Genomic DNA, 12,424 nt, shown 5'->3' on the forward strand with positions numbered 1-12,424 from the left:
ACGGAGACTGTCTGCGGCGCTCGCGCAGCTCCGCGCCCAGCTCAACCCGGACGTCTAGCATCGTGGCGCCGGCCGGGCCGAGCAGCGCTGCTCGGCCCCGGCCGGCGCCACGCCACGGACCGCAGGTCGTGGGGTACTCGGGTCGGCCCTATTGGGTGGACGATTCCGATACGGACGCCTGATAGGGGTGCCTGAGGTCGAACACCGGCCGCTCGCTTCTGATGCGCGGCAGGGAGCGGAAGTTGTGCCGGGGCGGTGGGCAGCTGGTAGCCCATTCCAGCGAGTTGCCGGCGCCCCACGGGTCGTCCTCCTGAACGGGCTTCCCGTACCGGGCACTACGCCATACGTTCCAGAAGAAGACCAGTGTGGAGGCGCCCAGCACGAACGACCCCAGGCTGGAGACGAGGTTCATCCCGGTGAAGCCGTCCTCGGGCAGGTAGTCGCCGTACCTGCGCGGCATCCCCGCAGCCCCCAGCCAGTGCTGGATGAGGAACGTGACCTGGAATCCGACGAACAGCGTCCAGAAGTGCAGCTTGCCGAGCCCCTCGTACAGCATGCGCCCGGTGAACTTGGGCCACCAGAAGTAGAACCCCGAGAACATCGCGAAGACCACGGTGCCGAACAGAACGTAGTGCATGTGGCCGACGACGAAGTAGGAGTCGGTCACGTGGAAGTCGATCGGCGGTGACGCCAGGAGGACACCGGTCAGGCCGCCGAACAGGAACGTCACCAGGAACCCGATCGCGAACAGCATCGGGGTGGGGAACGTGAGCTGCCCGCGCCACATCGTCCCGATCCAGTTGAAGAACTTGATGCCGGTAGGGACGGCGATCAGGAAGGACAGGAAGGAGAAGAACGGCAGCAGCACCGCTCCGGTGGCGAACATGTGGTGCGCCCACACCGTCATGGACAGCCCGGTGATGGCCATCGTCGCCCCCACCATGCTCTTGTAGCCGAACAGCGGCTTGCGCGAGAAGACCGGGATGACCTCGGTAATGATGCCGAAGAACGGCAGGGCGACGATGTAGACCTCCGGATGGCCGAAGAACCAGAACAGGTGCTGCCAGAGGATTGCGCCGCCGTGTTCGGGCGCGTACACGTTCGCACCGAGTATCCGGTCGGCGGCGAGTGCGGCCAGCGCCGCGGTGAGGACGGGGAACGCCAGCAGGACGAGCACAGAGGTGAAGAGGGTGTTCCAGGTGAACAAGGGGAGTCGGAACATGGTCATCCCGGGGGCCCGCATGGTCACGATCGTGCTGATGAAGTTCACCGAGCCCAGCACCGTTCCCAGGCCCGCCACGATGAGGCCCAGCACCCACAGGTCGCCGCCCAGCCCGGGGGTGCGCACCGGGTCGTTCAGCGGGGCGTAGGCGAACCAGCCGAAACTGGCGGCGCCCCCGGGTGTCAGGAAGCCGGCCATGGCGATGAGCCCGCCGAAAAGGAACAGCCAGTAGCTGAACATGTTGACCCGCGGGAAGGCGACGTCCGGGGCGCCGATCTGCAGCGGCATGATCACGTTGGCGAAGCCGGCGAACAGCGGTGTCGCGAACAGCAGGAGCATGATCGTGCCGTGCATGGTGAACAGCTGGTTGTACTCCTGCAGCGTCATCATCTGCAGACCCGGCCGCAGCAGCTCGGCACGTATGAGCATCGCCATGACACCGCCGGCGACGAAGAAGCCGAACGCGGTGATGAGGTACAGGTAGCCGACGATCTTGTGGTCGGTGGCCGAGAGCCAGGAGACGAGGACCGCCCCTTTGGGCGTGCTGACGGGCGCCGCCGATGTGTCCTGCCCCGCTGCTTCAGTCTGGGTCATCGGGACTCCGTTCGTCGCGTGGGTCCGCTCCGCGGCGTTTTCCAGATTGCCCCGGCTCCCGGCCGAACATCGCCGCGCCGCCTCGGCGTGTCCCGGTCCGAGGCGGGAAATCACTGCTCGGGGCGCGTACCGCGTTCGTCGCGCTTCCAGCGAGGACCGCTCCCGCGGTTCGCGGGACGGTCACCGGAGGGCGCGGCTACCCGATGGTGCGGCGGCTAACCCTGGCGCGGGCCGTTTTCCACGCGGCCCGGTCGGCGCGTCCCTTCCGCCTCGATGTCCGCCGCGTTCCAGGGTGCGAGCCGCCGACAGCGGGCTCGCACGGGCCACCCGGAGCACCGCGCTCGGCCCCCGAGGCCGGTCGGCGGCACCCCTTCGGGCGGCGACTGATTGCGCAGGTCAACCTACGACAGGATGTTATCCGCCAAAACACCGCGCCTGAAGGTTTCAGCTCCGGCCGGATTCGGTAGCAGGTCCCCTACCGGGCGAAGCGGCGGTGTCCCGAGGGAGGGGGCAGCGCTGCGGACCGGGCCGACCGTTTCCTCCTGAACTGTTGTTGTGGGGGGCCAGGAGGGAGCGGCCAGGAGCTGCTACGTGGTCACCGTGGCGCCCCGGTACGGGATTAGCGGGGGATCCGCCCAGCGGGTCCCCCGCTTCCCTCATTGGCGGAGTCCCGGGCCGTCACGATGTACGCGACCGTCGCGTCCGGGTTTCGCTCGCCTTGCGCAGCGCGTCCACGAGTTCTTTCTTGTCCATCTTCGAGCGGCCCTTGATGCCGACCTCCCGGGCACGCTCGTAGAGGTGGCGCTTGCTGGCGCTGGTGTCGACTCCTCCGGCGGTGGGCCGCTCCTTGCCTTTCTCCTTGGCACGCGGGTTGGCCGCCTGGGGGTCGGAGGGGCCCTTCTCCTGTTTGGGCTTCCAGCGGTCTCCGACTTTCTCGAACTTCTGCTTCAGCGCCGAGAAGGCCACGCGGTGGGCGCGCTCCCCCTCCCCGTAGGTGTCCACAGCAGAGTCGTGGGCCTTGATCCAGGTGTCCTGCGCCTCGCGCGGTGAACGGCGCAAGGTGTCGGGAAGTTCGTCTCGGCCCGGCATGTCCGGCTCCTCTCGTCTCGATGGTCAGGCGACGCGGGCCAGCACCTGGCGGCAGGCGTCCTCGCACAGCCTGCATGTGTCGGCGCACAGCCGGCAGTGGTCGTGCATGTCGGCGTGCCGGTCGCATTCGCGTGCGCACTCCTGGCAGTAGCGGACGCACGTCTCCAGGAGGATTCTGTGCAGCTGGATGTCAGGGGCCGTACGGCGGGTGAGCACCCGCTCGGCCGCCGTGCACACGTCGGCGCAGTCCAGGTCGAGCTGGATACACCTGACCAGATCGGCGACATCCCGCTCCCCCAGGCAGGCGTCTGCGCAGGCCAGACATGCCTGGGCGCAGGCAGCGAGCCGCTCCACACAGGTCTTGAGGGTCTCGATGTCACCGCTGACGTCACGCGGATGGTTACGCAAGAACTCCTCGGTCTGGGTCGCCATGCTGCCCCTCGCCTCCTTCGCTCACGACAGGTGAAACACGCCTTTCCGCTACCGAGATTCACCGGGGGCAAACGCCGCGGCGGCAGAACAGCAGGCGCTTCGGCCGGGCGCAAGGCCGGTGCCGCCCCTTCACCGCCGACTCGCGGGCAACCGCGCCGGCCACGACGTTTCGGCTGTCCGGGCACCGGTAGTAGTGCGGTAGGCGTGATGGGAGGGGAGAAAGATGGATATCCGGAACATAACGGCCAAGACACCTGACGCGGACCTCAGCGGCGACCTGGCGATGGGACTGGACACCTCCAGTGTCGTGCTGTTCGCCCACGGCAGCGGCAGTTCCCGGCACAGCCCGCGGAACAGGGCCGTGGCCGAGGCGCTGAACAGGTCAGGTTTCGGGACCCTCCTCCTCGACCTGCTCACCGAGGAAGAGGGCAGACGCGATGAGGTCACCCGTGAACTTCGCTTCGACATCCCCCTGCTCACGCGGCGGCTGACCGGTGCCGTGGACTGGCTGACCTCCGCCGAGGAAACGGCGGGACTGCCCATCGGCCTGTTCGGCGCCAGCACGGGGGCCGCCGCCGCCCTCGGCACAGCGGCGATGCGCCCGGACCGCATTCACGCGATCGTCTGCCGGGGCGGCAGGGTCGACCTCGCCTCGGAGGCACTCGGCAAGATCAGCGCTCCCCTCCTGCTCATCGTCGGCAGCTTCGACGAGCCCATAGTGCGGATAAGTTTCCAGGCACAACGGGAACTGCACGTCGCCAGCGACGTCCACCTGATTCCGAACGCCACCCACCTCTTCGAGGAGCCGGGGGCACTGGAGCAGGTGACCGGGGCTGCGATGGGCTGGTTCCGCGACCACATGCCCAAGTGACACGGGGCGGGTCGCGGTGTGCCGACGAGCCGGCGGGGTGACCGCGCGGACATGGGCGGGGGCCGCCGCTCGCCGAGACGATCACGACGGCCCCCGCCTGTTCCCCCCGCTCGCCGGTGAGCGGCACACCGCCCACCGGCGAAAAGCGCCTTGGCGCTTTTCGTTTCGGCGCCCCGCGGCCCCCCGAAGATCCGCGGGGCGCCGGCCCCCAGAGGTCGGTTCGGTGTCGGCGTTCGCCGCAGCACCATCCCGGCTCCAGTTCGGACCGGCGCCCGCAGCAACGCTCCGGGCGCCCGCGCGCGGCGGAGAGCAAATGGGTGCCGCCGCGCGTAGTGTCTCCGCTATCCGTGCGTGTTTTGAGTATGCATCGGATCGTTCGCTGATTTTCGGGGGCCGCCACCCCGTGCGGGTGGATGGCTCCATCGCACTACCTTTACGATGTAGATTTACTTTAGAGGGCCACGTGGATCCCCATCGCACCGACGAGCACGCCGGCCTGCTCCGCCGAAATGGTGGAGCCGCGCAGTACGGCGGCGTCATCGAGGCCGAGTTCCCCCAGGTCGGCGCCGCGCAGGTCCGCGCCCCTGAAGTCCGCACCCCGGATGACCGCACCCCGCAGCCGGCTCTGGCTCCAGACCGTCTCGCGAAGGTCGGCCTTGCCGAGATCTGCCTCGTCGAAGCGTGTTCCGGTGATCTCCTGCCCGCGCAGCGAGATCCCCTTGGCCCGGGCGAGCATCAGGTTGCACCGCGCGAAGGAGTAGCCGATACCGCGGCACCCGGTGAGCTCCGCTCCGGTCAACCGGCAACCGGTGAAGACGGTCTCGGTGAGCAGCGCGCCCGTCCACCGGGTGTTCGCCAGATCCACCTGGTCGAAGCGGGCGTCCGCGCACTCGGCGCCGATGAGGTGCGCGCCGGGCGCTCCCCCGCCCTCCCAGCGCGAACCGTCGAGTGCGGCCTGGTCGAGTTGAGCCCGGTCCAGCCGGCAGCCGGTGAAGACGGCGTCGATGAGGTGGGCGCCGCGGAGGTCGGCCCCGCTCAGGTCGCATTCGGTGAAGACCCGCGGGCTTCCCGGTTCGGTGGACGTCGGGGCGCGCAGGTCGCGCCCCGACAGGTCGGCGCCGCGCAGCTCGCCGCCCGCGGTAAGGATCTGGTCGGTCATGCCGCGAGGTAGAGGGGCGAGGCGACATTCCCCGACAGGCCCGCGGTCACGATCGCAGCTTCAGCGCCAGGAACAGGTCCACACGGTGCTCCAGGTTGCTCAGGTCGCGCCCGGTGAGCTCCTCCACGCGGCCGATCCGATAGCGCAGCGTGTTGACGTGCACGTGCATCGCCGCTGCGCACCGTTGCCAGGACCCGGAGTGCTGCAGGAAGCGCTCCAGGGTACGCACGAGGTCGGAACGGTGGTCGCGATCGTAGGCCAGGAGCGGGCCGAGCAGCCGCTCGCGGTAGGAGGAGCGCACCTCCTCCGGCACCGACGCGAGCAGCAGTTCGTGCGAGTCGATCTCGACGCCGGCGATCACCCGGGACCGGCCGCCGCGCAGCTCGGCCAGGCGGCGCGCGTGCTGGGCCTCGACCGCCGCGCCCCGCAGGTCGGGGAGATCTCGGGCCGTGGAGCTGATGCCCACGGCGAGCCGGTAGTCGACCAGCCCGCCCTCCAGGACGCGGGCGTCCCGGGCGAGCCCGGCGTACAGCCGCTCGGCGGCCCGGGTTCCGGCCTCCCCCGTACCGGGAACGGGGATGATGGCCAGCGCGTCGTTCTCCCCTGTCACCACGGAACCCGACCAGTCCGCCACCAGCTCCGCCACGATCCGGCGGGCGAGGTCGGGCAGCCGCGGCTCGGGCAGCAAGGTCGCGCTCACCGCGATGTGCTGCCCCTGCCGGTCCCCTTCCCCCGTGTCCGCCTGCCCCGCCACGTGCAGCAGGGCGGCGACCTCGTCGAAGCGCTGGGTGGCCAGCAACCGGGACAGCCCTTCGGCGTGCCGCGCGTCGCTCAGCGACCGCTCTTCGGCGCGGCTGCGGGCGAGCACCGCCATGGAGACGATCTCCGCCACCGCTTCGTGGGTCTCGTCCGACCAGGATGCGTGGTCACTGGCGCAGACGAGAAGCCAGCCGGCGAGCGGGTGCGACTCCCGGGTCTGCACCGGCAGCACGGTCACGGTCCGCGTACCGGCCTCCTCCGAGGCCGGAAGCTCCGTGGACCGGGGAAAGCTCGTCCAGCCCAGCGCACGGAAGGCCAGTCGCTCGCGGCCGGCGGCCTGCGGTTCCTGTCCGGTGGAGGCCACGAGCCGCCCGGTGCTGGAGATGACCCAGGCACTGATTCCCGCCTCCTCGGCGGCCCCCGCGAAGACCTCGGGAAAGTCCGCCCCGGCGGCGACCTCGGCCATCAACCGGCGGTGCCGGTCGCGGGTCTCGGCGATGCTGCTGAAGCGCCGCCGGGTCAGCAGCCGCACGACCTCCTCGGTGACGACGCCGAAGGAGGTCTCGGCGGGGACCTCGATCAGCGGCATGTCGTACCGCTGGCATGCCGCGATCAGATCCGGGGGGATCTCCCCCAGGGCCGCGCCCGCGGCCAGGCACGCCACGCCGGCCTCATCGAGGGAACGCACGAACCTCTCGGAGTCCTCGGGGGCGTTGCGCCACATCATCCCGGTCAGCACCAGTTCGCCGCCGCTGAGGTAGCGCTTCGGCTCGAGCAGGTCGGTGGTGTAGGCCCATCTGATCCGGCGGTGCGCGTGCTCGGCTCCGCTCAGGAATCGCAGATGCAGGCGTGGAATCGCGAGAAGTTCACTGATCTGCATGGACTTTTCCCTCACGTCACCTGGCCGCACGGGTAGCGCATCGGCTACATCCGTGTGGCGAACACGGTAGCCCAAAAGTGCACTTGTAGGAACCGACGAAGGAGCGCACCCCGGAGAGTTACCACTTCATGTCATCGAGTCCTAGTTCGGGCACAACGGGAGGTGGTGTACTTCACAGGAACGCCGAACACGGAGGGAGCACTCTCCGGCGGACCGTTCTGCGACACGGCGAAAGCAAGGACGACCATGGAATTCCTGAGCCCTGCCACGTGGGAGGAAGCGCTCGCCGCCAAGAGCGCGCACCCCGATGCGGTGCCGATCATGGGCGGCACCGATGTCATGGTGGAGTTGAACTTCGACCAGCACCGCCCTTCCGCGCTGCTCGACCTCACCCGCGTGGCCGAACTCGCCGAGTGGGGTCCTGACGGTTCACGCGTGCGCCTGGGCGCCGGCGTGTCCTACACCACCATCATCCAGCGGCTGGGGAAGCACGCACCGGCGCTGGCCCAGGCCGCGCGCACGGTCGCCTCCCCGCAGATCCGCAACCGCGGCACCGTTGGGGGCAACCTGGGCGGCGCCTCGCCGGCGGGCGACTCCCACCCGCCGCTGCTGGCGGCCGACGCCGTCATCGAGCTCGCCTCGGTGCACGGGGTCCGCCATGTGGCGGCCCGCGAGTTCTACCTCGGTCCCCGGCGCACCGCCCGCCGGGACGACGAGCTGATCGCGGCCGTCCTGCTGCCCGAACGGGCCGGTCCGCAGCATTTCTGCAAGATCGGCACGCGCAACGCGATGGTCATCGCCGTGGCCTCCTTCTGCGTCACGCTGGACGCCGCGACCCGAACGGCGGGCACGGGCATCGGCTCGGCCGGCCCCACTCCGCTGCGCGCCGTCGCGGCCGAGGAGTTCCTCACCGCGGAGTTCGACTGGCAGGGCGCCGGACCGCTGTCCGAGGCCGCCGTCCGGCACTTCGGTGAACTGGTCGCCTCCGCCGCCCGCCCGATCGACGACGTCCGGGGCAGCGCCGACTACCGCAAGCACGCCCTGTCGGTCATGGCCCGCCGCGCCCTGAGCTGGTCGGTGACCGACTACCGGAAGGGAGAAGCGCAGTGCGCGTGACATTCACCGTCAACGGTGAGCGGATGACCGCCGACGACGTCTGGCCCGGCGAGAGCCTGCTCTACGTCCTGCGGGAGCGCCTCGGCCTCCCTGGCAGCAAGAACGCCTGCGAACAGGGTGAATGCGGTTCCTGCACCGTTTACCTGGACGGGGTGACCGTGTGTTCCTGCATGGTGGCCGCAGGACAGTGCGAGGGGCGCGAGGTCGGTACCGTCGAGGGGCTGGCCGACGACCACAGTGAGGGGAGCGAGCGGCGGCTCTGCGCGGTCCAGGAGGCGTTCGCCGAAGCGGGGGCCGTGCAGTGCGGGTTCTGCACGCCCGGTCTGCTGGTGCAGGCCGACGACCTGATCTCCCGCACCGCCGGCGCGGGGCGGGGGGTGCCCGAGGACCCGGAGATCCGCGAGGCGCTGGCCGGGAACCTGTGCCGGTGCACCGGGTACGAGAAGATCATCGACGCCGTGCGCACCGCCGCCCGGCGCGAACATGAGCAGGTCGGCCAGGAGGCTCCATGAGCACCGTCATCATCGACGGCGCCCACGTCGTGACCGTCAGCGGGGCCGAACACCCCGAAGGCCACGTCGTGGTCGACGACGGCCGGATCACCCGTGTCGGCCCGGGACGCGCACCGGAGATCCCCGGTGCGCGGCACGTCGACGGCCGGGGGTGCCTCGCCACGCCGGGTCTGGTGAACACGCACCACCACCTGTACCAGTGGGCGACCCAGGGGATGTTCATCGACGTCTCCCTGTTCGAGTGGCTGTCCGGCTCCTACGAGATCTGGCAGCGGCTGGACTCCGAGGCCGTCTTCGGCACCACCACGGCCGGCCTGGGGTGGCTGGCGCTGTCCGGGTGCAGTACGGCCTCCGATCACCATTACATCTTCCCTTCGGACAGCGGCGACATGGTCGCCGCCGAGGTCGAAGCCGCCCGGCGGGTCGGTGTCCGGCTGGATCTGGCCCGCGGCTCCATGGACCGCGGCCGCTCCGACGGCGGTCTGCCGCCGGACGGTGTCGTGGAGAGCCTGGACGGCGCGCTGGCGGCCACCGAGGCCGCGATCGACACCCACCACGACCCTTCCTTCGGCGCGATGACCCGGGTCGCGGTCGCGCCGTGCTCTCCGTTCTCGGTCAGCCGCGAGCTGATGGTCGGGGCCGCCGAGCTCGCCCGCGCCAAGGGCGTCCGGCTGCACACCCACCTCGCCGAGACCGCGGACGAGGAGGAGAAGTGCCTGGCCGAGTTCGGATGCACACCGGTGGAGTACGCCGAGAAGCTGGGGTGGCTCGGCGGCGACGTGTGGTTCGCGCACGCCGTGCACCTCTCCGACAACGCCGTTTCCCGCATCGCCGGCTCCGGAACCGCGGTCGCGCACTGCCCCACCTCGAACGCGCGCCTGGGAGCCGGCATATGCCGGGTGCCGGAGCTCATCGAGGCGGGTGTGACCATCGGCATCGGCGTGGACGGTCCCGCCTCCAGCGAGTTGACCCCGCTCTCCGGCGAGATGCACCAGGCGCTCCTCATGGCCCGGGCCCGCAAAGGGCCACAGGCGCTCAGCGCCCGCCAGGCACTGCGGCTGGCCACTCTCGGCGGGGCCCGCTGCCTCGGCCGCGGCGACGAGCTCGGCAGCCTGGAGACGGGCAAGCTGGCCGATGTCGCCCTGTGGCGGATCGACGGCTTCGGCTACGACGTGATCGACGACCCCGTTGTGGCGCTGACCTTCGGCCCCCCTCCCCCGCTCGAACTCCTCCTCGTCGGCGGCGACACCGTTGTCGAGCGCGGCGAGCTTCGCACCGTCTCCGCCGACGCGGCCGCGCGGGCCGGGCGGGCCGCCCACCGGAAACTGCTCTAAGGAGGTGAGTCGCTGATGGCCGACTCGGTCACCCGCACCCGCACCGACCTCTCCAGCGTCACCCAGGACGGGGTGGGCACCAGCCCGCGCCGCCCCGACGGCACCTTGAAGGTCACCGGGGAATTCGCCTACTCCTCCGACATGTGGATGGAGGACATGCTGTGGGGGATGACGCTGCGCAGCCCGCACCCGCACGCCAGGATCCACGGGATCGACACCACCGAGGCCCTCAAGCTGCCGGGCGTCCACGCAGTGCTGACCCACGAGGACGTGCCCGGCGAGAAGCTCTACGGACTGGAGCTGAGGGACCAGCCCGTGCTGGCCTTCGACAAGGTCCGCTACAAGGGCGAGGCGGTGGCCGTCGTGGCCGCCGACCACCCCGAGACCGCGCGCCGCGCCCTGGACCGGATCACGGTCGACTACGAGGTGCTGGAGCCGGTCAGCGACGGGCGCCGCGCCGCATTCGACGAGCACTGCCCGCGGGTACACGAGGAAGGCTCGCTCCCCGTCCACGAGGAGTACAACCAGAAGGGCAACCTGGTCCGCTACCAGCCCGTCCGCACCGGCTCCTTCGCCGACGGGACGCCGGTATCCCGGCTGCGGGCGCAGGCCGGCGCCGTGGTGCGCACCGAGTACGAGGTCGGTATGCAGGACCAGGCGTTCCTCGGGCCGGAGTCGGGGATGGCCGTCCCCGCTGAGGACGGCGGGGTCGACCTCTATGTCGCCACCCAGTGGCTGCATGTGGACCAGGGGCAGATCGCGCCCGCTCTGGGCCTTCCCGACGAGAAGGTGCGGCTGACCCTGGCCGGGGTCGGCGGCGCGTTCGGCGCCCGCGAGGACCTGTCGATGCAGATCCACGCGTGCATGCTGGCGCTGCGCACCGGCAGGCCGGTGAAGGTCGTCTACAACCGCGAGGAGTCCTTCGTCGGCCACGTGCACCGCCATCCGGCCAAGATGCGGTTCGAGCACGGCGCCCGGAGCGACGGCACGCTGCTGTACGCCACCCTGGAGATCATCCTCGACGGCGGCGCCTACGCCTCCTCCACCCCCGCTGTGGTCGGCGTGGCGTCCTCCCTGGGCATCGGCCCCTACGAGGTCCCCAACGTGGCCGTGGACGCCTACGGCGTCTACACGAACAACCCGCCCTGCGGAGCGATGCGCGGCTTCGGCGCGGTGCAGGCGTGCTTCGGCTACGAGTCTCAGATGGACAAGCTCGCCGAAAAGCTCGGCATGCACCCGGTGGAGCTGCGGATCAAGAACGCCATGGCGCAGGGGTCGAAGATCATCACCGGCCAGGTGGTCGACATGCCGCTGCCCATGGCCGAGATGCTGCGCCGCGCCAGGGACATGCCGATGCCGCCCGCCCGCGACGAACTCCCGGACCCGTCCGACCTGCGCACCCTGCCCGGCGGTGTGGCCAACACCAGCCACGGCGAGGGCGTGGTGCGCGGTGTCGGCTACGGGGTCGGGCTGAAGAACATCTGCTACTCCGAAGGGTTCGACGACTACTCCACGGCCCGGGTGCGCATGGAGGCGATCGGCGGCGAGCCATCGGTCATGGTGCACACCGCGGCCGCGGAGGTCGGGCAGGGCCTGGTCACCATCAAGGGCCAGATCGCCCGCACCGAACTGGGCGTGGAACGGGTGACGGTCCACCCCTCCGACACCCGGGTGGGCTCGGCGGGGTCCTCGTCGGCGTCCCGGCAGTCCTACATGACCGGCGGCGCGGTCAAGCTCGCCTGCGAAGCGGTCCGCGAGCGGGTCTTCGCCCTGGCGCGCGAACGCGGTCTGGTCGGTGCCGGCCACTCCGACGAACTGCTCAGTCTCACCGGCGGCAAGGTCGTCTCGGAGACCGATGGGGTGCTCGCCTCCCTGGCCGACCTGCTCGGCTCCGACGCCGTCGAGGAGACGCGCGAGTTCCACCACCGCACCACCCGACCGCTCGACCCGCTCCACGGCCAGGGGGCCTCCCACACCCAGTTCGCGATGTGCGTGCACCGCGCTGTCGTGGACGTCGACGTCGACCTGGGTCTGGTCAAGGTCGTGGCGCTGGACGCCGTGCAGGACGTCGGCAAGGTACTGCACCCGCAGCAGCTGGCCGGCCAGATCCAGGGCGGTGCCACCCAGGGCCTGGGACTCGCGTTGATGGAGGAGATCCAGGTCGAGGAGAGCGTGATCCGGAATCCGTCGTTCACCGACTACCTGATCCCGACGATCCTCGACACGCCCCCGATGCGGATCGAGGTGCTGGAGCGCCCCGACCCGAACGCGCCCTACGGTCTGCGCGGCGCCGGGGAGCCTCCGACGCTGTCGTCGACACCGGCGATCGTCGCGGCCGTGCGCGACGCGACCGGCCGCGACCTCACCCATGCCCCTGTTCGGCCGGAGGACATCGTGGGCATCGACGTCTAGCCCCGCCGCCGGGCGGTCCCGCCCCGCCCGGCGGCTCCCCGGGC

Annotated in this window: 10 protein-coding genes; 5 read left to right on the forward strand and 5 right to left on the reverse strand. The window is 70.5% G+C overall.

Going from position 1 to position 12,424, the window contains the following annotated elements; all coding sequences use genetic code 11:
• Nucleotides 1-148: 148 nt before the first annotated feature.
• From ctaD to VS93_RS24215, 3 genes are all read right to left on the reverse strand, one after another.
• A complete protein-coding gene (gene ctaD / locus VS93_RS24205; RefSeq protein ID WP_046472176.1) occupies nucleotides 149-1,816 on the reverse strand; it encodes an aa3-type cytochrome oxidase subunit I in 1,668 nt (555 codons plus the stop codon).
• 678 nt (nucleotides 1,817-2,494) lie between these two features.
• Nucleotides 2,495-2,905, reverse strand: coding sequence for a ChaB family protein (locus VS93_RS24210; protein ID WP_046472177.1), 411 nt, complete (start codon nucleotides 2,903-2,905; stop codon nucleotides 2,495-2,497).
• A gap of 24 nt (nucleotides 2,906-2,929) precedes the next feature.
• On the reverse strand, nucleotides 2,930-3,337 hold the full coding sequence (locus VS93_RS24215) for a four-helix bundle copper-binding protein (RefSeq protein WP_046472178.1): 408 nt from the start codon (nucleotides 3,335-3,337) through the stop codon (nucleotides 2,930-2,932).
• Nucleotides 3,338-3,560: 223 nt separating this feature from the next.
• On the opposite strand from VS93_RS24215, the gene VS93_RS24220 reads away from it, so the two are divergent.
• Nucleotides 3,561-4,208 carry a dienelactone hydrolase family protein gene (locus tag VS93_RS24220; protein WP_046472179.1) on the forward strand — a complete coding sequence of 216 codons (648 nt, stop codon included), beginning with the start codon at nucleotides 3,561-3,563 and terminating at the stop codon, nucleotides 4,206-4,208.
• A 451-nt stretch (nucleotides 4,209-4,659) separates the two neighbouring features.
• Here VS93_RS24220 and VS93_RS24225 read toward each other — a convergent pair whose 3' ends face one another.
• Complete coding sequence (locus VS93_RS24225) at nucleotides 4,660-5,367, reverse strand: pentapeptide repeat-containing protein (RefSeq protein WP_046472180.1); 708 nt, start codon at nucleotides 5,365-5,367, stop codon at nucleotides 4,660-4,662.
• 46 nt (nucleotides 5,368-5,413) lie between these two features.
• Nucleotides 5,414-7,006 carry a PucR family transcriptional regulator gene (locus tag VS93_RS24230; RefSeq protein ID WP_046472181.1) on the reverse strand — a complete coding sequence of 531 codons (1,593 nt, stop codon included), beginning with the start codon at nucleotides 7,004-7,006 and terminating at the stop codon, nucleotides 5,414-5,416.
• 246 nt (nucleotides 7,007-7,252) lie between these two features.
• Between VS93_RS24230 and VS93_RS24235 the strand changes: the two genes are divergently transcribed.
• The 4 genes from VS93_RS24235 to pucD are packed head-to-tail and all read left to right on the forward strand — an operon-like array spanning nucleotide 7,253 to nucleotide 12,380.
• Complete coding sequence (locus VS93_RS24235) at nucleotides 7,253-8,122, forward strand: FAD binding domain-containing protein (RefSeq protein WP_046472182.1); 870 nt, start codon at nucleotides 7,253-7,255, stop codon at nucleotides 8,120-8,122.
• Nucleotides 8,113-8,634 carry a (2Fe-2S)-binding protein gene (locus VS93_RS24240; RefSeq protein WP_046472183.1) on the forward strand — a complete coding sequence of 174 codons (522 nt, stop codon included), beginning with the start codon at nucleotides 8,113-8,115 and terminating at the stop codon, nucleotides 8,632-8,634. The genes VS93_RS24235 and VS93_RS24240 overlap by 10 nt, the downstream gene beginning before the upstream one ends.
• On the forward strand, nucleotides 8,631-9,968 hold the full coding sequence (locus VS93_RS24245; RefSeq protein WP_046472184.1) for an 8-oxoguanine deaminase: 1,338 nt from the start codon (nucleotides 8,631-8,633) through the stop codon (nucleotides 9,966-9,968). Before VS93_RS24240 ends, VS93_RS24245 begins: the two co-directional genes overlap by 4 nt.
• Nucleotides 9,969-9,983: 15 nt before the next feature.
• Nucleotides 9,984-12,380, forward strand: a complete 2,397-nt coding sequence (gene pucD / locus VS93_RS24250; protein WP_046472185.1) for a xanthine dehydrogenase subunit D — start codon at nucleotides 9,984-9,986, stop codon at nucleotides 12,378-12,380.
• Nucleotides 12,381-12,424 lie beyond the last annotated feature (44 nt).

It is taken from the genome of Allosalinactinospora lopnorensis (genome assembly GCF_000981225.1).
Classification (GTDB): Bacteria; Actinomycetota; Actinomycetes; order Streptosporangiales; family Streptosporangiaceae; genus Allosalinactinospora; species Allosalinactinospora lopnorensis.

Excerpts from the sequence above, each read along its gene's own strand:
- ctaD (WP_046472176.1), bottom strand. The coding sequence starts at position 1,816 with ATGACCCAGACTGAAGCAGCGGGGCAGGACACATCGGCGGCGCCCGTC.
- VS93_RS24210 (WP_046472177.1), bottom strand. The coding sequence starts at position 2,905 with ATGCCGGGCCGAGACGAACTTCCCGACACCTTGCGCCGTTCACCGCGC.
- VS93_RS24215 (WP_046472178.1), bottom strand. The coding sequence starts at position 3,337 with ATGGCGACCCAGACCGAGGAGTTCTTGCGTAACCATCCGCGTGACGTC.
- VS93_RS24220 (WP_046472179.1), top strand. The coding sequence starts at position 3,561 with ATGGATATCCGGAACATAACGGCCAAGACACCTGACGCGGACCTCAGC.
- VS93_RS24225 (WP_046472180.1), bottom strand. The coding sequence starts at position 5,367 with ATGACCGACCAGATCCTTACCGCGGGCGGCGAGCTGCGCGGCGCCGAC.
- VS93_RS24230 (WP_046472181.1), bottom strand. The coding sequence starts at position 7,006 with ATGCAGATCAGTGAACTTCTCGCGATTCCACGCCTGCATCTGCGATTC.
- VS93_RS24235 (WP_046472182.1), top strand. The coding sequence starts at position 7,253 with ATGGAATTCCTGAGCCCTGCCACGTGGGAGGAAGCGCTCGCCGCCAAG.
- VS93_RS24245 (WP_046472184.1), top strand. The coding sequence starts at position 8,631 with ATGAGCACCGTCATCATCGACGGCGCCCACGTCGTGACCGTCAGCGGG.
- pucD (WP_046472185.1), top strand. The coding sequence starts at position 9,984 with ATGGCCGACTCGGTCACCCGCACCCGCACCGACCTCTCCAGCGTCACC.